Origin of the sequence: Pedobacter sp. G11 (genome assembly GCF_003860265.1) — a bacterium.
GTDB lineage: Bacteria > Bacteroidota > Bacteroidia > Sphingobacteriales > Sphingobacteriaceae > Pedobacter > Pedobacter agri.
The window spans coordinates 1,121,439-1,142,976 of the sequence record NZ_CP034190.1 but is presented as its reverse complement, the minus strand read 5'-3'; the positions used below and the strand labels follow the sequence as shown (position 1 = coordinate 1,142,976).

Genomic DNA, 21,538 nt, shown 5'->3' with positions numbered 1-21,538 from the left:
CATGCAAATGTTTATATTGGGAAACCAAATATTCCTAACATCTCATGAGCGAAACTTTACCGAAGAATAATATCTTTAAAGTGATTGGTGCATCATCACTTGGAACCCTAATTGAATGGTACGACTTTTACATCTTTGGAAGTTTAGCCGTTATTATTGGTCATCAACTTTTTCCTGAAGATGCAGGCGCTTCTGCGTTAATCAATACACTGGCTATATTCGCAGCAGGTTTTATTGTTCGCCCATTCGGAGCTTTAGTTTTTGGTCGTTTAGGTGATTTAATTGGAAGAAAATATACGTTTCTTTTAACATTGGTTTTAATGGGTGGATCTACTTTTTTAATTGGACTCATCCCCTCATATAAAAGTATTGGTTATGCCGCACCTGTATTAGTTTTGATTTTGCGTTTGGTGCAGGGTTTAGCGCTTGGCGGAGAATATGGCGGTGCTGCAACTTATGTGGCAGAACATGCGCCTAAAAACAAAAGAGGCTTTTTTACCAGTTGGATTCAAACCACAGCAACACTTGGATTATTTCTTTCTTTGGGTGTAATTGTAATTACCAAAAACATTTTAGGTGCAGAAACCTTTGGCGATTGGGGCTGGAGAATTCCCTTTCTGCTTTCTATTTTACTGGTAGTGGTTTCCATTTATATCCGGATGAAAATGCATGAGTCGCCGATGTTTTCCAAATTAAAGGCTGAAGGCAATGTATCTAAAAATCCATTAAAAGAAAGTTTTAATAACAAGGCGAATTTTAAAATGGTGTTGCTCGCTCTTTTTGGCGCCACTATGGGTCAGGGCGTAATCTGGTACACCGGGCAATTTTATGCCCAATCTTTTTTAGAAAACACTTGTAAACTTGATTTCAACGACTCGAGGTATATTTTACTTTGGGGAATTGCATTCGCCACACCATTCTTTGTGATTTTTGGTGCCTGGAGTGACAAGGTTGGCCGAAAGTGGATCATGCTGAGTGGGATGTTGCTGGGCATTGTTTTCTACCGCCCAATCTATCAGGCGTTTTTAGATGATACAGATTTCAGCAAAGTTGAACAAAGCGATATTTTATCTGCTAAAACGGCTCCTTCAAGTGCTGTTTTAATTGCAAATACTGCCGATAGTTTAAGAACGATCACCACAAAAGTTGAATTGAAAAATGGAGCGTCGTACAGTGTGGTGAAAACTGATACGGTTTCGGTTCAGCAAGGAATTCGTTCCGGTACCGAAATAGTAAAGGATAAAGTTTTACCAACACCAATATTCTGGAAATTTGTAGGCTTAATTTTCTTCCAGATTTTACTGGTGACTATGGTTTATGGACCAATTGCCGCCTTTTTGGTAGAACTTTTTCCAACTAAAATACGATATACCTCTATGTCGCTACCTTATCATATTGGCAATGGCGTGTTCGGGGGACTGGTGCCTTTTATTGCAACATTAATTGCAAGTTTTTCAGGCTCCACACCACTTTCTGGTTTGTGGTATCCAATTGGCATTGCAACATTAAGTTTAATTATTGGAACAATTTATCTGTCGAACAAAAAGGACGAAAGCATTAACGATTAATACTGCAAATATGAACACGATAAAGAAATTTTTAGGATTAATCTGGATGATTCTCGGGCCTGTTGCGATGACCTTTTTGTTTATCCAAGCTGTTGAAAAAGTCGGACTAACCCACACTGATATTGAAAGAACCAACACCATGTTGCAGTGGGGAATTATTCTTTTCATTTTCTTGCCAATTAGTCTAGGATTGATGATTTTCGGCTTTTACGCCTGGAGAGGTGAGTATGATCGCCTGCCTCAAAACTCGGAGGAGATATAAGTTAAGTGGTTAACACCGAGATTAATAATGAGCTTTCATGACTGCCGTGCTTCCGTGGTTATAATTGAAATTTTTCAAATCTTAATACTGAAGCCCACGCTCGTTTCTAACGAGCGTGTAAATAGCATTTCGTGTTTCACGAATCATTTACACTAGAATCGCTTTCGCACAAATGGAATTTGCCGCGGAAACACCAAGATCACGGAAAATTAAAAGCAAGTTTCCATGGCAATAACCGACATTTACAAAACCCTTAACAGCAATCCTTTTAAATATTCTCCTTCAGAAAATGAAATTCTAACAGGATGATCTTCCGGTTGGCAAAACTGTTTAATGATTTGAACTTCTTTTCCTGCATCGAGTGCAGCCCAGGCGATAATCTGTTTAAAAGTTTCAATATCTACAGCGCCAGAGCAAGAAAACGTAGCCAATAATCCGCCCTTTTCTAAAAGCAGCATGCCTAATCTATTCAAATCTTTATAAGCTCTTGCTGCTCTATCTAACGCAGAACGTGACGGTGCATATTTTGGTGGATCAAGAACAATCACATCAAATAATTCTCCCGCCTCTTTAAACGCTCTAAGTTGTTTATTTACGTCAGATTGAATGGATGTTACTTTCTTTGGATCGAATTTATTCAGGGTAACATTTTGCTGTAGTGTTTCTACCGCCAGTGCTGAGCTATCCACACTGGTTACAGCTTCCGCATCATTGGCCAAACTGTTCAAACTAAATCCGCCACTGTAACTGAAACAGTCCAGTACTCTTTTGCCTTTTGTATAACTGGCTAAAATTTTTCGGTTATCACGTTGGTCGCAATAGAAACCAGACTTTTGACCTTCAGCAATGTTAATGTTATAGGCAATTCCATTCTCTTTAACTTCTAAAAATTCAGGTGGATTTTCGCCCCAAAGCAAGCCATTTTCAATAGGCAAACCTTCGTGTGTTCGGGCAGTGGCGTCACTCTTATCAAAAATTCCTTTTGGTTTAAGTTGGGCTTTTAAAATATCAACAATATCATTTTTCACACTTTCGATGCCCGAACTCAAAATCTGTAAAGAAAGAAAATCAGCATATTTATCTACTATTAATCCGGGTAAAAAATCCGCTTCGCTAAAAACTAAACGGCAAGTATTGGTTTGTTCAGAAAGAATAAACTGGCGTGATGCGATGGCTTGTTTCAATCGGCTCTCATACCATGTTCTATCAATGATTTGGGTTTCATCCCATTCCAAAAGGCGAACAGCTACACGAGAATTGCTGTTGTAATAGCCGTAGGCCAGAAATTCGTGATCAAAAGCGAAAACTTTAACCACCTCACCATTTGCTGGTTTTCCTTTTATTTTTTCCAATGCGCCAGAAAATACCCATGGATGTCTTTGTAATGCAGCTTTTTCTTTTCCCTTTTTTAATACGATTTCTACCATGTTGCAAAGGTAGTAATTAGTTTGGAGTGTAAAATTGAGCAATTAGAATCCGGGATGATCAGTGAAGAATTTACATTTAAAAAGAGCTCAAGGCAAAAACGCCGGTTAAAGCATTTACAGAAATCTGTTTCCAAGGATTTTCTGCATTCTTACCAATTCAGTATCTAATATTTTGGTTTCAAATTCTGTAACGGGTCTTTTGGCTTCAATCATTGAGATTAATAGTTCGGTAGCTACCTGCCCCATTTCGAATGCCGGTTGCTTAACAGATGTTAGCGATGGAGAAAAAAGTTCTACCAGATTGGAATTGGTAAATCCTGCAATGGCGATTTTGTGTGCAATTTCTGGGTTTGTTTTTTTCAAGGCCATGATGCAACCGGTGGTTAGCCTGTCACTTGAAATAAAGATGCCATCAGGCTTATAGGGCAAAAGTTCTTTTACAGCCTGTTCCAACTCCTCACTGTGCATGCCACCATGCTGGCAGTATTTAACAAGTTCAGGTTTAAATTCGATATGATATTTTGCCAGCGCAGCTTTATAACCTTTTAGTCGCTCTCTTGTGATGGAAAGATTTTCCGAATTGGTGAGGTGCGCTACCGTTCTTTTCCCCGAAAGGATCAGATGTTCTGTGGCATCAAAAGCGCCTTTGAAGTTATTGGCAATTACTTTATGGGTTGCAAAATCTTCCGGCACCCGATCAAAGAAAACAATTGGCAAACCTTTCGCATACAATTCGCGTAGATAATTAATGTCCTGTGTTTCAGATGAAAGTGCAATCAGAAGACCATCAATGGAACGAGATGCCAAATGCTCTACGTTAAGTTTTTCCTGCTTGTACGATTCGTGTGTTTGAGATATAATGACGTGATAACCGCGATCATAGGCAATTGATTCAATGCCATTAATTACCTGCGAAAAAAAGTTGTTTGCAATTTCACTTACAATGATCCCGATGGAATAACTTCTTCTTTCTTTTAAACTGCGAGCAATTGGATTTGCCCGGTAATTTACCTTCTCCGCATAAGCTAAAACAAGCTTTTTAGTCTCTTCGCTAATTTCATAACGATCCCTCAAAGCTCTTGAAACAGTCGAAGTAGATAGTCCGAGTGCTTTGGCTATGTCTTTTATGGTAGAAGTTTCAAATCTCATTTTCTGGTAATGCGTACAAGTTACAAAAAAATATCTTTTAAGCCTGTTCCAAACGGCCTATTAATAAGCGTTAAAACAACGTTTTTGGGAACGTTTGCACAGTTTTTTGCCTAAAATCGGCTACAATCGATTTTAAGTTTGTAAAATTGTTATACCAATCTAACCAAATATAAACCCATAATAATCTGTTGAAATAGAATTAAATTCTATGTGCGAGCGATTGCGCAATTTTTTAAAAACCAAATATTTTATTTAATCCCATAATTTATGAGCAGAGTTTTACTCGTTTTTTCATTTCTATTTTTTTTTGGATTTTCCGTAACGCTGGCACAAACCAGGCAGTTGACAGGAACTGTAAAAGATAAGGCTGATGGACAACCACTCGTTGGTGTAAGTGTTACCGTTAAGGATTCCAAAACAGGTGCCAGCACAGATGCAAAAGGTATGTTCAAAATTACTGTCCCTCAAAATGGTGGCGTGGTTACCTTCACTTATATTGGCTACAAAACCAGAACCATCACTCTTACGGGGCAAACCAAACTCGATGTTTCGCTAGAGGAGGATGCCAATACCTTGCAAGAGGTTACCGTAAATATTGGTTATGGTGTAGTGCGTAAAAAGGATTTAACCGGTGCGGTATCATCAGTTGGTGCCGATGTGATAGCGGCAGCGCCAGTATCATCAGCATTAGAGGCCATTCAAGGTCGTGTGGCTGGTATCAACATTGCCTCTACTGAAGGATCTCCAGATGCAGATTTAGTGGTTCGCGTTCGTGGAGGCGGTTCCATCACTGGCGATAACTCACCATTATATATCGTTGATGGCTTCCCTGTGGCATCTATAGCCGATATTGCTCCGCAGGATATTGAAACCATCGATGTATTAAAAGATGCTTCTTCTACTGCTATTTATGGTTCACGAGGCGCAAACGGTGTGATTTTAGTCACTACCAAAAACAGCAAAGATGGCAAAACATCAGTAAGCTATAATGTATTTACCGGTGTTAAGCAACTGGCAAATAAGCTTGATGTATTATCTCCTTTGGATTACGTAACCTGGCAATATGAACGGGCACTTTTAGATAAAACCCCAAATGATTACACACAGTATTTTGGCAATTTTCAAGACATTGATTTGTATGGAAATGTGCCTGCGAACGATTGGCAGGAGATTATTTTCGGTCGTACAGGAACTACGTTTAACCAGAATTTAAACATCAGCGGCGGTGGCGATAAAACTAAATACAGCCTGAGCCATAGCTTCGTGAAAGATAAAGCAATAATGCAGCTTTCGGAGTTTGAAAGACAAAATATCAATTTTAAGCTCAACCATAAATTGTATAAAGGACTTACGCTCGATTTTGGTTTGAGGTATGCAGATACGAAGACTAAAGGTGGTGGTGCTAACGAACAGAATGAAGTTTCTTCAGCCGATTCACGCTTAAAAAATGCGATGTTATATCCATCTTTTCCGGTGCCGGGTTTAACCACTACAACAGAAACTGATGATGAGTTTAACCTTTACAACCCATTGATCTCCATTTCGGATAATGATCAATATGTTCACCGCAAAACATACAATATCAATGGTGCAATCAGTTACGATATTATTGAGAATTTAAGATTGCGCTCAGAAGTTGGCTATGATGGCTTTAGAAATGACATGGATCGTTTTTATGGCACAACAACCTATTATGTTAGAAATGTTCCTTCTGCTGAAAATCAAAATCTTCCTGCTTTGATTTTAACAAATACAAATAGAAACAGCATCAGAAATACCAATACCCTTAATTACAATTTCAGTAAGGTTTTAGGTAAAGATCATAACTTAAATGTGCTATTGGGGCAGGAATTTATCAAAACAGAACTGGGAATTTTAACCAATGTGGTTCATGGTTTTCCTAAATCATTTGGCTTTCAGGATGCCAGGGTTTTAACTACGCAGGGAAAAGCCAACGCTATTGATAACAACTTTTCTCCCGATGACAAACTACTTTCATTTTTTGGAAGAGCGAATTACGATTTTATGGGCAAATATTTGTTGAGCGCTACCTTCAGGGCAGATGGCTCATCGAAATTTTCTCCTGAAAATCAGTGGGGTTACTTTCCGTCTGTTTCCGGAGCATGGAGAATTTCTCAGGAAGACTTCATGAAAGGAACTAAATCATGGTTAACTGATTTAAAATTACGGGCAAGTTATGGTACAGCAGGGAACAACAATATTCCTCCGGGACAAATGAACCAAACTTTCCAAAACTCGGTTACCACCTGGGTTAATGGTTTTAACAACTATTGGGCAGCTTCAAAAACAATGGCTAACCCCGATTTGAAATGGGAAACTACAGTAACAAAAAATGTTGGATTAGATTTTTCGTTATTCAACTCAAAAGTTACGGGTACTGTTGATGCTTACCTGAACAGGACTAAAGATTTACTACTACAATTCCCTGTGGCGGGAACGGGCTATGATTTCCAATACCGCAACATTGGAGAAACCCAAAACAAAGGACTGGAATTCTCCCTAAACTGGAATGCCATTAGAAAAACCAATTTCGATTTAAGTTTCAGCGCCAACATTAACTTTAATAGGAACAAAGTTGTATCCCTTGGTTCAATCAAAAACATCAACGGCCAGTCTGGCTGGGCATCTACTGAAATTGGTGTAGATTATTTAGTAGAAGAAGGCGCTTCAGTAGGCAGAATTTATGGTTATCGCAGTGCGGGAAGATATGAAGTTTCTGATTTTTCAGGATATAACGCCACAACAGGCACCTGGACATTAAAACCAGGCGTTGTTGATGCCACTTCATTTATCGGCGCACTTCGTCCGGGATCGATGAAAATAGAAGATCTTTCAGGTGATGGTAAAATTGATTTATCAGATCGTACAGTAATCGGAAATGCAAATCCTTTAAACACCGGTGGTTTTTCGGTTAACTCCCGCATCTATGGTTTTGATATTGGTGCTTATTTCAACTGGAGTTATGGAAACGATATCTACAATGCCAATAAAATCGAATATACCTCAACCAGCAAATACAGTTCGCGAAATATGATTTCTACCATGGCAAGCGGCAGCCGCTGGAATAACCTTCGCCCAGATGGAACGATTAGCAACGATCCGGCAGAGTTGACCGCGATGAATGCAAATACCACATTATGGTCGCCATATATGAAAACCTTTGTACTTAGCGATTGGGCGGTTGAAGATGGCTCGTTTTTACGCTTATCAACCTTAACATTAGGTTATACCCTACCTTTAAAAATCTCGGAAAAGCTGAAAATGAAAAAACTAAGGGTTTATGCGTCCGCCTACAATTTATGGTTATTAACCAATTATACAGGATTTGATCCGGAGGTTTCTACCAGACGCAGAACTAATTTAACACCGGGCGTAGATTACTCTGCCTATCCAAAAAGCAAATCGTTCGTATTTGGATTGAATGTTAATTTCTAATTATTAAGAAGATGAAAAAGATTATATACATCCTGTTCATGGTTGCAGGGATTACAACTTTAAACAGCTGCAAAAAAGCATTGGATGCGCCAACAAAATCGTCGTTAGATGAATCGGTTATTTTTGCCACTCCTGGTTTGGCAGAAGGGGCCGTTGCCGGAATTATTCAGTCTTTTGGTGAAACCAATTCTTACCGTGGTCGTTTCCTTGTTTTTTATGGGATAAACAATGATACTGAAGTAAACAATGCCTTAAAAGCCACATCAGATGATAAATCGAGGTTATCAAATTACAATGCCAATGTGAACAACGGGCAAATGAATACCGATAATAATGCATGGGCGAAATTTTATGAAGGCATTGAGCGGGCAAATCTGGCCATCAGAGGGATTAGAACCTACGGCAAAATCGAAAGCAGTCCGCAAATGGCACAAATTTTAGGTGAAATTTTAACACTTCGTGCTGTTTTGTACAACGACTTAATTAAAGGTTGGGGCGATGTACCTGCCCGTTTCGAGCCGATTACAACGGCAACAACTTATTTAGCCAGAAACGAAAGAGATATAATTTACAAACAGCTTTTAAAGGATTTGGATGAGGCTGCAGGCTACCTGCCGTGGCCAAATGATAACGCCACAACAGCCAAAGTAGAGCGGGTAAGTAAGGCTTTTGCAAAAGGGTTAAGAGCTCGTTTGGCATTAGCCGCTGGTGGTTATGCTCAGCGCTTAGATGGAACAGTTCGCCTAAGCTCGGATGCGGAATTATCAAAAGATAAAATGTACGCCATTGCCAAAAAAGAATGTGTCGATATCATTAACAGTGGCAAACTACGCTTGCTGGGTTTTGAGGAAGTGTTCAGAAAATTAAATGAGGAAGCAGGTGCTGCAGGCCTGGAGTCTATCTGGGAAATTCCTTTTAGCGAGGGAAGGGGTCGGGTAATTTTTGATTTAGGTGTTAAACATTTAAAAACCGATAAATATACCGGACAAAATAAAGGAGGTACCAACGGACCAAACCCAATTATGCTTTACGAGTACGAAACTGGCGATGTGAGGAGAGATGTTACCGTTGTTCCGTATGAATGGGATGGTGGAACCGGCGATACTGGCGGCTATCAGGTACCTTCGAGTTTAGGACGTTTATATTTCGGTAAATACCGTTATGAGTGGATGAAACGAAGGGTAACCTCTACAAATGATGATGGTTTGAACTGGATGTATATGCGTTATGCTGATGTAGTTTTAATGGCTGCTGAAGCCATTAATGAATTGGATGGTCCAGCGGCAGCGGCACCTTATTTGAAAATGATCCGCGATCGTGCCTTCCCGGGCAATGCTGCCAAGGTAACCACATTCATGGCTGCTGCAACGGCATCTAAGCAGGCTTTTTTTAATGCTATTGTAAATGAAAGAGCCCTGGAATTTACTGGTGAAATGTTAAGAAAGGGTGATTTGATCCGCTGGAATTTATTAAATACTAAAATTGCGGAGGCTAAAACCAAGTTACAGCAATTGGAAAACAGGCAAGGCAAGTATGCAGCATTACCCTTGAAAATTTATTACAAAACGGCTGCCAATGGAGAAACCGTTGAAATTTATGGCTTGAATTATGGCGATACCGATGCACAGGGAGCGGCACTAGGTTATACTTCAAACAAAACCTGGTCGCTGGCTGCTTCAGGTGATGCCTCAACCTATTGGGATGCTTTAGCGGTTAAAGATCCGAATGCACAACAAGTTTGGCCGATTTGGCAGGTATTCCTCGACTCATCAAACGGACTGTTAAATAATAAAAACCTGAATCTATAATGAATTGCGCTATGAATAGAAATAATCTATATACCCTATTTTTCTGTCTGCTAACTGTTGTCGGTTTTTCTGGCTGTAAGGATAACATTACTGAAGAAATTACAAAGCTGCAGGTTGACAGGGCGTTCTCGCCAACAGGCTTAACCGCTACTGTTGTCGATAAAACAGGAATCCGATTAACATGGAAAGCGGTAAACAATGCCAAGACCTATACGATTGAGGTTTTTGAAACGCCTGATTTTTCAGGTACACCTGTAAAAACCGTTAGTGACATTACCTTCTTACAGGTTCCTTATACCGTTGCTGGCCTTGCGGGAGATACGCAATATGCGATTCGGGTTAAAGCAATAGGGGAAGGTGTTACAGACTCAAAATATGTTACCGCATCGGCAAAAACTGATGCCGAACAAATTTTCCAGGCGGTAAATACGGCAAAATTAACAGCAACTTCAGCGGTGCTTAACTGGCCCGCCGGGCAAGCGGCAACTATCATTACGCTAATGCCTGGTAATATTACACGCAACGTTACCGCTGCAGAAGTAGCAGCAGGTGAGGCGGTAATTACAGGTTTAACCGGAGAAACTTCCTACACGGCTAAATTACTGAATGGGACAAAAGTTAGGGGATCCATTACCTTTACAACCTTACTTGATCTGGGAGGTGCCATTGCGGTCACCCCAGCAGATAATCTGGCAACATTAATTGCCAATGCAAACGCTGGTGATGTTTTTGCACTTTTCCCGGGTACTTATACTGTAAATGCTGATGTGTTGGTTTCCAAATCTATTTCGATAAAAGGTGCGAGGCCAACAGATAAGCCCATTGTAAAAGGGATGGTTTTCAGAATGAAATCGAATGCCGGTTTATCATTAAAAGATTTAGATATTGATGGTACAGGCGCTTTGAATGGTAACCAAACAATTATATATGATGATGCCCTGGATGCTGCTTACGGAAATCTGGCCATAGAAAATTGTAACATCAGAAACTACACCAAAGGTTTTATATACGTCAATGTAAAAGCATTAATTGAATCGGTTTCCATCAAGGGCAACCTCATCAGCAATATTGAATGTAACGGTGGCGATTTTATTGATTTCAGGGCAGGATTAGCGAAAACGCTAAACTTCTCCAATAACACAGTTTATAACTCTGTTATAGCTAGAGATTTTTTCCGGATGGATCCAACAGGCTCTACCAACTTCCCGGCCTTCACATCAGTCATTACGGTAGCCACCAATACACTAAACGGTATAACCAATGGTGCGGCCAACAGACTATTTTATGTGCGTTTAGCTAAACATGAAATTTATTTTTCGAAAAATATTGTAGCCAATTCTGGTGGAATCTTGACTAACCAAGCTTCAACGATCATTGTACCGGCAAACTTTACAGGCAATAACTATTTTAATTCGGCAGCATATATTTCCGGAAGTGCAACAGCTGGTGCAAAGTATGATACAGGTACTTTCACAACTTTGAATCCTGGTTTTACAAATGTAGCTGCAGGTAATTTTACGATTAGCCAGTCAGATTTGAGAACAAATGGAGTCGGCGATCCCCGTTGGAGAAATTAGTCCCGTTATATATTCTACAGGGCAGATTTTATCTGCCCTTTTTTATTGAAATATAAATTGTAGGTTTTACATTTATAACATGATGCTATCCCACTCAGTTAAATATGCAGCTTTGACTTTATTGCTATTATTATTTAGTAAGGTTAACGCTCAGGATCCCAAATACCCTTCAGAAATTACGGTATCACAGCAAGGAAATGGAAATTACAAAACCATTCAGGAGGCCATAAACTCGATCAGAGATTTAGGTGAGAAAGAAGTTACCATTAATATCAAAAATGGAATTTATCGGGAGAAGATTGTTATCCCTTCCTGGAAGACAAAAGTAAAACTGATTGGGGAGAGTAAAGATCAAACCATCATTACCAATAATGATTATTCGGGAAAGGTTGTTGCTAACGGATTAGATGCGTTTGGTCTGGCAAAAATGTCTACCTACACTTCATATACGGTATTAATTCAGGGCAATGATGTTACGCTCGAAAATTTAAGCATTGTAAACTCAGCAGGACGGGTTGGGCAGGCGGTGGCGTTACAGGTAGAGGGCGATCGTTTTGTAGCAAAACATTGCAACATCCACGGAAATCAGGATACACTTTATGCCGCCACGGCATACAGCCGACAGTTTTACCAGGATTGTTTTATTGAAGGGACAACGGATTTTATCTTCGGCAAGGCTACAGCGGTATTCCAAAACTGCACCGTTAAAAACCTGAGCGATTCTTACCTTACGGCGGCTTCCACCTCGAAAAATCAGCCATATGGCTTTGTTTTTTTAAACTGTAAAATTGTTGCAGACAGCGCTGTAAAAAAGGCTTATCTCGGCCGACCCTGGCGGCCTTATGCCAAAACCGTTTTTATAAACTGCGATTTAGGAAAGCATATTGTTCCCGAAGGATGGAATCCATGGAAAGGCGACAAAATGTTTCCTGACAAAGAACAAACTACTTTTTACGCTGAATTTAAGAGCTCCGGGCCTGGTGCTTCTCCAAAAACCCGGCTATCGTGGACGAAACAGTTATCGGGAAAAGAAGCGAAAACCTATACACTGAAAAATATACTTGGAGGCACCGATCAATGGACTCCATTAAAAAACAACTAATATGAAATTTAAACTTTGCCTCGTTTTATTGTTTGGTGCAGCGATATTTAGTGCCTTTACTTTATCGCGAAAACAGACTACACTTTACATCATAGGAGATTCAACTGCGGCCAATAAATCTGAAAAAGCCTACCCGGAAACAGGTTGGGGAATGGCGCTTCAAGCTTTTTTTAAGGATGATGTAAAAGTAGATAACCGGGCTTTAAATGGCAGAAGTACAAAATCTTTCCGGAATGAAAATCGTTGGCAGCCCATACTTGATCAGCTAAAAGCTGGTGATTATGTTTTTATAGAGTTTGGCCACAATGACGAAAAAGTTGATAAACCAACTGTGGGTGTTACGCTGGACGATTTTAAAATCAACCTGGTTAACTATGTAAACGAAACCCGAAGTAAGAAGGCCATACCAGTTTTGCTTACGCCTATTTCTAGACGAAGTTTCAAAAACGGGGTATTAGTTGATTCTCATGGCGGTTATCCGGCAGTAACACGCAAAGTTGCTGATTCTTTAAAAGTCCCGTTAATTGATATGCTGTTGAAAACTGAAAGTCTGCTCAATCGCTTAGGCGATCAAGGTTCCATTAAGTTATTCCTTCATGTCGATTCCGGTCACGTAAATTACCCTAAAGGGAAGAAAGATGATACGCATTTAAGCCCGGATGGTGCCAAAGAAATTGCCGGCCTTGCGGTGCAGGGGATGAGAGAAAGTAAATTAGGTTTAGCGAAACATTTGAAATAAAGGTTGCCGTCTTTGCGTACGAGTTCGATGAGCAGCTCGAGCCGAGTTTCGACGAACACAATTTATAGAAAAAGCCGCAAATTCGCAGGTTTAATCTGCAAATCTGCGGCATTATTTATTGATACTTTTTCTAGAAAATATATTTTGTACTTAAGAAATTCGAATCATTTCCATTCACAATTTCATTCAGCAACTTTTTATTGTCATCTGTAAATTTAGTGGCCACTAATGAACGGATGGAGAATGAACGTAAAGCATCCACTACAGAAAGTGTTCCTTCCGCACTATCTTTACGGCCAGTAAAAGGAAACACGTCCGGACCGCGTTGGCACTGGCAATTGATGTTTACACGACTTACCTGATTCACCAAAGGGTCAATTAGAGATGAAATAACATTAGCGTTGCTGCTAAAAATACTCACTTGTTGTCCATGAGGTGAGCCAATCAAGTATTCAATTGGTTCTTCCAAATCATCAAAAGGAACCACCGGAACAATCGGACCAAACTGCTCTTCACGATATAATTTCATGTTGCTGTTTACAGGGTAAACGATAGCCGGGTACACAAAAGTTTCGAAAGTTTGTCCACCATTTTTGTTCACTACTTTTGCGCCATGTGAAATGGCATCGTCGATACAATCTTTCAAATATTCAGGTTTGTTCAATTCTGGTAGCGGCGTTAAGTTTACACCTTTTTCCCATGGCATACCGAATTTCAGCTTTTCTACTTCAGCAGATAAGCGTTTCAAAAACTCTTGCGCCAAACTACGGTGTACATAAACAATTTTCAGAGCGGTACAACGCTGACCGTTAAAAGAAAGCGAGCCTAAAACGGTTTCTGAAACAGCTAAATCCAAATCAGCATCTTTGGTGATGATCGCCGCATTTTTAGCATCTAAACCTAAAATTGCCCTTAAGCGGTTTACTTTTGGATGCAATTTTTTTAACTCGTTTGCTACTTTGCTTGAGCCAATTAATGTCAATACATTAATTTTTCCAGATTTCATCAAGCCTGGAACAATCGTATTTCCACGACCGTAAATCGTATTTACAACACCCTTTGGAAAGCTCGAACGGAAAGCCTCCAATAACGGGTAATGTAATAATGTACCATGTTTCGGTGGTTTGAATAAAAGCGTGTTGCCCATAATCAGAGCAGGAATCAACGTTGTAAAAGTTTCATTTAAAGGATAATTAAACGGACCCATACAAAGTACTACCCCTAGTGGTGAACGACGAACCTGTGCTACAATTCCCTGCTCAATTTCAAAACGTGAAGATTGTCTGTCAATATCTTTCAAAGCATCAATCGTGGCATAGATGTATTCTACCGTACGATCGAACTCTTTAATAGAATCGGCATAAGACTTACCGATTTCCCACATAATTAGCTTGGCAACAATTTCTTTTTGTTCCAGCATCTTGTGCGTAAAGTTCTCAACGCATGTGATGCGATCTGCAACACTCATGGTTGGCCATTGTCCACGACCATTGTCGTAAGCCGCTACAGCAGCATCCAATGCCTCAGTTGATTCTTTTTCGGTACATACCGGAAAACTACCAATCCGTTTACGTTTATAGCCTTCAGGCGTTTTCACGCAAACTGGAGAAAAGACCTCATTGAAAGGCCCGTTCCATGTTTTCATTTCTCCATTAGAGAGAAACTCTTTTTGATTGATTTCTTCTTTGAGCCGAAATTCCTCCGGAATTTGGCTTTCTTCAACGAAAATACTTTCGAGATTTAAAGTTGTGCTCAATTTGGTTGGTTATTAGGTTTATAATTGTGTTAATCCATAGTTTAACTATAGATTTATTTCAAAGCTTGAGATCCATAGCCAGTTAAGCCCGGATCTTCAGTTTATTTTATGCTAGCTCTATTACTTTATATTTTGGTACCAGTGTTTTCATCACCGTCCAGCCGATAAGATAACACACGGCACAAATCGAAAAGATGATGAAATAACCAGCTTCTTCACCCTTGAAGCCCATAAAGACAATTTCATTTTTGCCGGTGTAATCGAACAGCAAACCTGAGCCTTTATTGATGATGAATGAACCAATACCACCAGCCATACCACCAATACCGGTGATGGTAGCAATTGCTTTTTTAGGAAACATATCACCTACGGTAGAAAAAATATTGGCCGACCATGCCTGGTGTGCTGCACCGGCAATACCGATGATGATTACAGGAATCCAATAAGTAATGTGACCAAGTGGCTGCGCTGCTAAAGCTAAAAGCGGGAAAAAGGCAAAAATTAACATGGCTCTCATTCTTCCCTCATAAGGATTCATTCCTTTTTTATCAACAAAATAGGTTGGCAACCAACCGCCGATGATTGAAAGTAAGGTGATCATGTAAAGCACAAATAATGGCAGTGCGCTTTGAGTAGAATCCATTCCATAAACAGATTTTAAGTACGCTGGCGTCCAGAATAAAAAGAACCACCAAACACCATCTGTCATAAACTTACCAAAAGCAAAAGCCCAGGTTTGTTTGTATTTAAAGCAATCTACAAAAGATACTTTTTCTTTGGTTTCTTCCACATAATCAGCCAACTTTCTGTCGTTGATTACATCTTGCTGAATGTAAGCCAATTCTTCAGGACTAACTCTTTTATGCAATTCAGGTTTGTTATACACAAAAACCCAAAGGCCCATCCAAACAAAACCTAAAGCACCGATAATTATGAAAGCCATTTCCCATCCATAAGCTTTTGCTATAAATGGAATGGTAATTGGAGCGGCTAATGCACCCACCGTTGCACCGGCATTGAAAATACTGGTCGCAAATGCCCGGTCTTTTTTAGGAAAATATTCGGCAGTTGCTTTGATGGCTGCAGGAAAATTTCCAGCCTCTCCAACTGCTAATACAAATCTTGCAAAGATGAATAGCGTAACACTTACCGAAACCACCATTCCGGTATCGTTTATCCGTCCAATAACCTCTTTAGCCCCTTCAAAACCTACAAACCAATCGCCGGTAATAATTCCAGCGGTTGCAATGCCACAATAGGCATGTAAACAAGCACCCACTGACCATACCCCAATTGCCCATAAAAAACCTTTTTTGGTATCTAATTTATCTACCAAACGCCCCGCAAAAAGCATAGATACGGCATAGAATATAGAGAATAAGGCGGTGATATTTCCATAGTCGTTATTATCCCAGTGAAATTCTGGTTTAATAAAATCTGTCCATGTTAACGAAAGTACCTGTCGATCTAAGTAATTTATGGTGGTAGCAAGAAACAGGAGTAAACATATTGTCCATCTGTAATTGCCTACTTTGGGTTGGTTCATTTTGGTTAGGTATGTTAGGTTATTTACTCTGCTTTATTAAGTCAAGCGCTAGTTTGGTGTTTTCGGCTAATTCCTCGTAAAGGCCTTTTGTCATTACATCTTTGCTAATGAGTTTACTGCCCATACCAACTGCACAAACGCCGGCTTTAAACCAGGTTTTCAGGTTATCCAGATTAATTTCGACACCTCCTGTTGGCATAAATAATTGACCGGCAAAAAGATCTTTAATGGATGAAATGAACTCCGGCCCTAATATATTCGCCGGGAAAATTTTAATTAACATGGCTTTATGCTCTTGTGCAATGCTAATTTCTGTGGGTGTCATACAACCCGGAATCCAGAGCATTCCAATTTTATTTGCAATTTCTGCAACTTCAGGATTAACGATTGGTGCTACGATGAAATCGGTTCCGGCCTCGATAAATGCATTCGCATCAGCTGCTGTTTTAATCGTTCCAATTCCCAAATAAAGGTCAGGCATTTCGGCATCGCGGATTTCCTTTAATTTTTTAAAGTTTGGCAAAGCCGATTTTCCACGGTTGGTATATTCAAAAACGCGAACGCCGGAATTGTATAAAGTGCGTAATATTTCAATACTTCCTGCCTCACTATCCTGATAGAAAAGTGGAAGCATTCCTTGCTCTAAAATGGCATCTAAAATCTTGTGCTGGTTACTTATCATGGCGTATAATTCTTTTTTCTATGTCTGCTACGGTGCTGGTTGTCGCGTCGCTTGGAATGTATAACTTATCATATGCAGCTGCGGTTGCGAAGTTCAATGTTTCCTCAACAGGTAAATGATTGTAAAAACCATAAATTAAACCTGCCATGAAACAATCGCCACTGCCAACTTTATCTAAAATTTCTTCTGAAACATATTCTTCAGATACGGTGAGCTGATCTTCAGTATAAATTGCGGTGTAATACCTGATGCCTTTCCCGTGATCAAAACGGAAAGTATTGGCTACAGCCTTACATGCTGGAAACAAACTTAATATTTCTTTAGCCGTATCTGTTGCCTGTTGCAGTAACGTTTCCTTTGCATAACCTTCTGTTGGTAGCAAATCTTCATGAAGTGCCGTACCCAACATTTTATTAGCCGCCCACACGTTTCCCATAATCAATGTGCAATATTTGGCGAGTTCTGGTAAAATATCAATTGGATCTTTACCATATTTCCAAAGTTTAGCACGGTAATTTAAATCAAGTGATATGGTAATATTCCGTTCGCTAGCCGCTTTTAAAGCTTCCAGGCAAACATCAGCAATTGATTGATTAATGGCTGGGCAAATGGCACTAAAATGAAACCAGGTTACACCATTGAAAACTTCATCCCAGTTAATTTGGCCCACCTTTAAGTCGGCGTAAGAAGAATTTGCCCGATCGTAAATTACCCCTGCATTCTTTAAATCCTTTCCTTTCGGAAGATAATATAAACCCAAACGATCGCCATGAAAAACCATTGGCGATGTATCGATGTTACGGACTTTTAAGTAATCTTCAATCTCTCTGGTTACCGAATTATCGGGCATTGCTGAAAGATAAGCCGATGGAACATTCCAAAGTGCTAAAGCTGTGGCCACATTTAACTCCGCTCCACCTACATAAAACGGCAGTTTACTTTCCTTAAGCCATTGCCCATCCATATCCGGGCAAATGCGCAACAGGATTTCTCCAAAACTTAAAACTTTTTCTCCTTGTTTTGCTAAGGATGATATTTGGTCACTCATTTTTGTTTGCACGGCTTAATTATCTAATTTCCATTAACTGAATGAAAATTTTAGGAAATCGATTGAAACGATCGGATTCTAACAATTTCTTTTAAAAAGCCCTATTTTGGTTAAAAAGTAAAGTAATTTTTTGCGTTAAAATACGAAATATCCTGCACTATCTTGCCCACCCATTCGATATCATTTGGCAATTCCCCATTCTCAACATCTTCTCCAAATAGATTACAAACAATCCTTCTGAAATACTCGTGGCGAGGGAACGAAAGGAAACTACGTGAATCTGTAAGCATACCAACCAGGCGGCTCAAAAGACCCATGTTTGATAAGGCATTCAGTTGCTTAATCATGCCATCTTTTTGATCAAGAAACCACCAGGCAGAACCAAATTGAACTTTACCCGCAACCGAACCATCATTGAAGTTACCGATCATTGTAGCAATTAATTCATTATCTGCCGGATTAAGGTTATAGATAATGGTTTTCGCCAACTTATCCTGGTTATCCAAACGATTTAAGAATTTAGAAAGCATTCTCGACTGGCTAAAATCGCCAATAGAATCCCATCCTGTATCCGGCCCTAACTGGCGCAACATACGGGCGTTGTTGTTACGCAAGGCGCCCAAGTGATATTGCTGCACCCAACCTTTTTCATGATCCCACTCTGCAAAATAAATCAACATAGCTGATTTAAATTTCAGGTTTTCCTCGTAAGATATATTTTCTTTACTGCGGATCTTATCGAAGATGGTTGAAATCTCTTCGTCGGTGTAATCTTCAGCATAAATTTGCTCTAAGCCATGATCCGAAACCGAGCAACCATTTTCAGCGAAATAATCGTGGCGGCTTTTTAAAGCATCAATATAATCCTGAAAATTGGTAATAGTGGTGTTTACTACACCTTCTAATTTATCGATATACTCATTCAAGCCAGCAACATCGTCGCTGTTCATCGCCTTATCCGGACGAAAAGCAGGCAACATTTTTAAAGCCACGCCTTCTGCAGCTAACTGTTGATGAAAGTTTAAACTATCCAATGGATCATCAGTAGTACAAACGGCCTCCACATTCATTTTTGCTAATAAACCACGAACCGAATATTCTGGCGTTTGCAACTTCGCAGAACACTCATCGTAAATTTTGCGAGCCGTTTTTCCAGATAAAATATCCGTGATACCGAAATATCTTTGTAACTCTAAATGTGTCCAATGGTATAATGGATTGCGCAAAGTATAAGGCACAGTTTCTGCCCATTTCTCAAATTTCTCAAAATCAGAAGCATCGCCGGTGATGTATTTTTCATCCACACCGTTGGCACGCATGGCTCTCCATTTGTAGTGATCGCCCGCCAGCCAAACCTGCGTAATATTCTCAAATTGCTTATCGTTTGCAATTTGCTCAGGAATTAGGTGGTTGTGGTAATCGATGATGGGTAACGATTTTGCGAAATCATGATAAAGCTTTTCAGCTGTTTCGTTTTGCAAAAGGAAATTTTCGTCTAAAAAAGGTTTCATTCTTTAAGGTTTGAGACATTAGACGGGCGATTTAAATGTTTCAAACCGCCAATCTTTTATATCATATTTTTTTGATGTGGTTGTGAAGACACAGCCCACGAATTTTTTGTTTTAATTGTATTGTCGTCATTGCGAGAAACGAAGCAATCTCATTCAGTAATAAAGATTGCTTCGTCGTACCTCCTCGCAATGACGGACTTCAAATAGGAGGTTTGAACTTTAGACTCTAGACTTCGGACTCCTGACTCTGCACTCCCAGCTAAAGACTTACGCCTCTTTTCCAAGGAATAAAATCATCCTGATTAAGCAAAACAGCTTTTGGAATTACTTCGCCGCTCGCTGCTTTGATGCAATATTCCAAAATATCTTCGCCCATTTGTTCGATGGTTTTCTCGCCTTCAATTACGGGTCCGCAGTTGATGTCGATGATATCGCTCATGCGTTTGGTTAAAGCATTGTTGGTTGATACTTTAATCGTCGGACAAACCGGGTTTCCAGTTGGGGTACCTAAACCAGTGGTGAACAAAATTAAAGTTGCTCCTGAAGCTGCCTTACCTGTAGTGGCTTCCACATCATTTCCTGGAGTACAAACCAGATTCAATCCTGGTTTTGTAGCAGGTTCAGTGTAATCCAAAACATCTTCCACCGGTGAAGTCCCTCCTTTTTTTGCGGCTCCGGTACTTTTAATGGCATCAGTAATTAAACCATCTTTAATATTTCCTGGTGATGGATTCATGAAAAACCCTGATCCTACATTTTCTGCTGCCTGGTTATAAGCCGTCATTAACTGAATGAACTTACGGGCCGCAGTTTCATCTTTTGTTCGGTCGATTAACTGTTGTTCAGCACCACAAAGTTCTGGAAATTCTGCCAAAAGAACAGTTCCGCCCAATGCTACCAATAAATCTGAAGTATAACCAACCGCAGGGTTTGCGCTGATGCCACTAAAGCCATCGCTTCCACCGCATTTTACACCTAAAACCAATTTGCTTATTGGTGCAGGCTGACGCTCAATTTTATTGATTTCAGTTAATCCGATAAATGTTTTTCTAATGGCTTCTTTAACCAATTGTTCTTCGCTTTGCGATTGTTGCTGCTCGAAAATAAATAAAGGTTTATCAAAATTTGGAGAACGCTGTTTCAAGTCATCAACAAAATCTTTCACCTGTAAATTCTGGCAACCCAAACTTAAAACGGTAACACCTGCTACATTTGGATGATCGGCATAAGCCGCCAAAAGTTTACTCAACACTGCAGCATCCTGACGTGTTCCACCGCATCCGCCCTGGTGGTTAAGAAATTTAATGCCATCCACATTTTTGAAAACACGGTTTGCCGCCGGGCTTGCCATTCCGATGGAACCTGGATCAGCTTCTTCTAAAGTTTCGCCGTTTTTGTAGGCTTCTACTAACTGATGTGCGTAAGACTTGTATTTATCCGTCACCGCATAACCCAATTCATTGTGTAAAGCCTCACGAATTACATCCAAATTGCGGTTTTCACAAAAAACGGTTGGAATAAAAAGCCAGTAATTTGCTGTGCCTACACGACCATCGTTACGGATGTAGCCATTGAAAGTTCTGCCCTCAAATTTCGATACATCAGGCGCATGCCATTCGTAATGGTATGGACGGAATTCATAAGGATCTGATGCATGTTTGGTATTTTCAGTGTCCATTAAACCGCCTTTAAGGATAAAATGTTGTGCCTTACCTACCAACACGCCATACATGATGATGTGATCGCCAGCATTCATGTCTTGCATAAAAAACTTATGCTTGGCCTGAATGTCATCTTGTAAAGTATATTCATGACCATCGTGAATAATCGTTTCGCCCTTTGCCAGGTTTTGCAAGGCAACAAGCACGTTATCGTTCGGATGGATTTTTAAAATTCTCGTAATCATT

The 21,538-nt window shown here is 39.9% G+C and carries 15 protein-coding genes; 7 read left to right on the top strand and 8 right to left on the bottom strand.

Going from position 1 to position 21,538, the window contains the following annotated elements; genetic code table 11:
* The first annotated feature begins 44 nt into the window (after positions 1-44).
* A complete protein-coding gene (locus EA772_RS04980; protein ID WP_124911548.1) occupies positions 45-1,568 on the top strand; it encodes an MFS transporter in 1,524 nt (507 codons plus the stop codon).
* A gap of 10 nt (positions 1,569-1,578) precedes the next feature.
* Positions 1,579-1,830: a DUF6814 family protein gene (locus EA772_RS04975; RefSeq protein WP_116168904.1), complete on the top strand. Its 252-nt coding sequence runs from the start codon at positions 1,579-1,581 to the stop codon at positions 1,828-1,830.
* A gap of 242 nt (positions 1,831-2,072) precedes the next feature.
* On the opposite strand, the gene EA772_RS04970 is transcribed toward EA772_RS04975, so the two are convergent.
* Both EA772_RS04970 and EA772_RS04965 read right to left on the bottom strand, forming a co-directional pair.
* Positions 2,073-3,257, bottom strand: a complete 1,185-nt coding sequence (locus EA772_RS04970; protein WP_124911546.1) for a class I SAM-dependent rRNA methyltransferase — start codon at positions 3,255-3,257, stop codon at positions 2,073-2,075.
* Between the two features lie 114 nt (positions 3,258-3,371).
* A complete protein-coding gene (locus EA772_RS04965; RefSeq protein WP_116168906.1) occupies positions 3,372-4,406 on the bottom strand; it encodes a LacI family DNA-binding transcriptional regulator in 1,035 nt (344 codons plus the stop codon).
* A gap of 267 nt (positions 4,407-4,673) precedes the next feature.
* Here EA772_RS04965 and EA772_RS04960 point away from each other — a divergent pair, with 267 nt between their 5' ends.
* From EA772_RS04960 to EA772_RS04940, 5 genes are all read left to right on the top strand, one after another.
* The gene (locus EA772_RS04960; RefSeq protein WP_124911544.1) at positions 4,674-7,862 is read left to right on the top strand and encodes a TonB-dependent receptor; all 3,189 of its coding nucleotides are present in this window, start codon (positions 4,674-4,676) and stop codon (positions 7,860-7,862) included.
* Between the two features lie 11 nt (positions 7,863-7,873).
* Positions 7,874-9,670: a RagB/SusD family nutrient uptake outer membrane protein gene (locus tag EA772_RS04955; protein WP_124911542.1), complete on the top strand. Its 1,797-nt coding sequence runs from the start codon at positions 7,874-7,876 to the stop codon at positions 9,668-9,670.
* An 11-nt stretch (positions 9,671-9,681) separates the two neighbouring features.
* Complete coding sequence (locus tag EA772_RS04950; protein ID WP_246834041.1) at positions 9,682-11,247, top strand: DUF4957 domain-containing protein; 1,566 nt, start codon at positions 9,682-9,684, stop codon at positions 11,245-11,247.
* 79 nt (positions 11,248-11,326) lie between these two features.
* Complete coding sequence (locus EA772_RS04945; RefSeq protein WP_246834040.1) at positions 11,327-12,349, top strand: pectinesterase family protein; 1,023 nt, start codon at positions 11,327-11,329, stop codon at positions 12,347-12,349.
* Between the two features lies 1 nt (position 12,350).
* Complete coding sequence (locus EA772_RS04940) at positions 12,351-13,088, top strand: rhamnogalacturonan acetylesterase (RefSeq protein ID WP_124911538.1); 738 nt, start codon at positions 12,351-12,353, stop codon at positions 13,086-13,088.
* A 130-nt stretch (positions 13,089-13,218) separates the two neighbouring features.
* Here the strand turns inward: EA772_RS04940 and EA772_RS04935 are convergent, their stop codons facing one another.
* The 6 genes from EA772_RS04935 to EA772_RS04910 form a co-directional block, all read right to left on the bottom strand.
* Positions 13,219-14,844 (bottom strand): NADP-dependent glyceraldehyde-3-phosphate dehydrogenase, encoded by a 1,626-nt coding sequence (locus tag EA772_RS04935; protein WP_116168911.1) that lies wholly within the window; start codon positions 14,842-14,844, stop codon positions 13,219-13,221.
* Between the two features lie 106 nt (positions 14,845-14,950).
* Positions 14,951-16,390 carry an MFS transporter gene (locus tag EA772_RS04930; RefSeq protein WP_124911536.1) on the bottom strand — a complete coding sequence of 480 codons (1,440 nt, stop codon included), beginning with the start codon at positions 16,388-16,390 and terminating at the stop codon, positions 14,951-14,953.
* Between the two features lie 19 nt (positions 16,391-16,409).
* Positions 16,410-17,072 carry a bifunctional 4-hydroxy-2-oxoglutarate aldolase/2-dehydro-3-deoxy-phosphogluconate aldolase gene (locus EA772_RS04925; protein ID WP_010600331.1) on the bottom strand — a complete coding sequence of 221 codons (663 nt, stop codon included), beginning with the start codon at positions 17,070-17,072 and terminating at the stop codon, positions 16,410-16,412.
* On the bottom strand, positions 17,062-18,120 hold the full coding sequence (locus tag EA772_RS04920) for a sugar kinase (RefSeq protein ID WP_010600330.1): 1,059 nt from the start codon (positions 18,118-18,120) through the stop codon (positions 17,062-17,064). The genes EA772_RS04925 and EA772_RS04920 overlap by 11 nt, the downstream gene beginning before the upstream one ends.
* Before the next feature lie 110 nt (positions 18,121-18,230).
* Entirely contained in the window at positions 18,231-19,631 is a 1,401-nt protein-coding gene (gene uxaC, locus EA772_RS04915) for a glucuronate isomerase (protein ID WP_124911534.1), read from the bottom strand.
* 259 nt (positions 19,632-19,890) lie between these two features.
* The gene (locus tag EA772_RS04910) at positions 19,891-21,537 is read right to left on the bottom strand and encodes a UxaA family hydrolase (protein WP_124911532.1); all 1,647 of its coding nucleotides are present in this window, start codon (positions 21,535-21,537) and stop codon (positions 19,891-19,893) included.
* Between the last annotated feature and the right edge of the window lies 1 nt (position 21,538).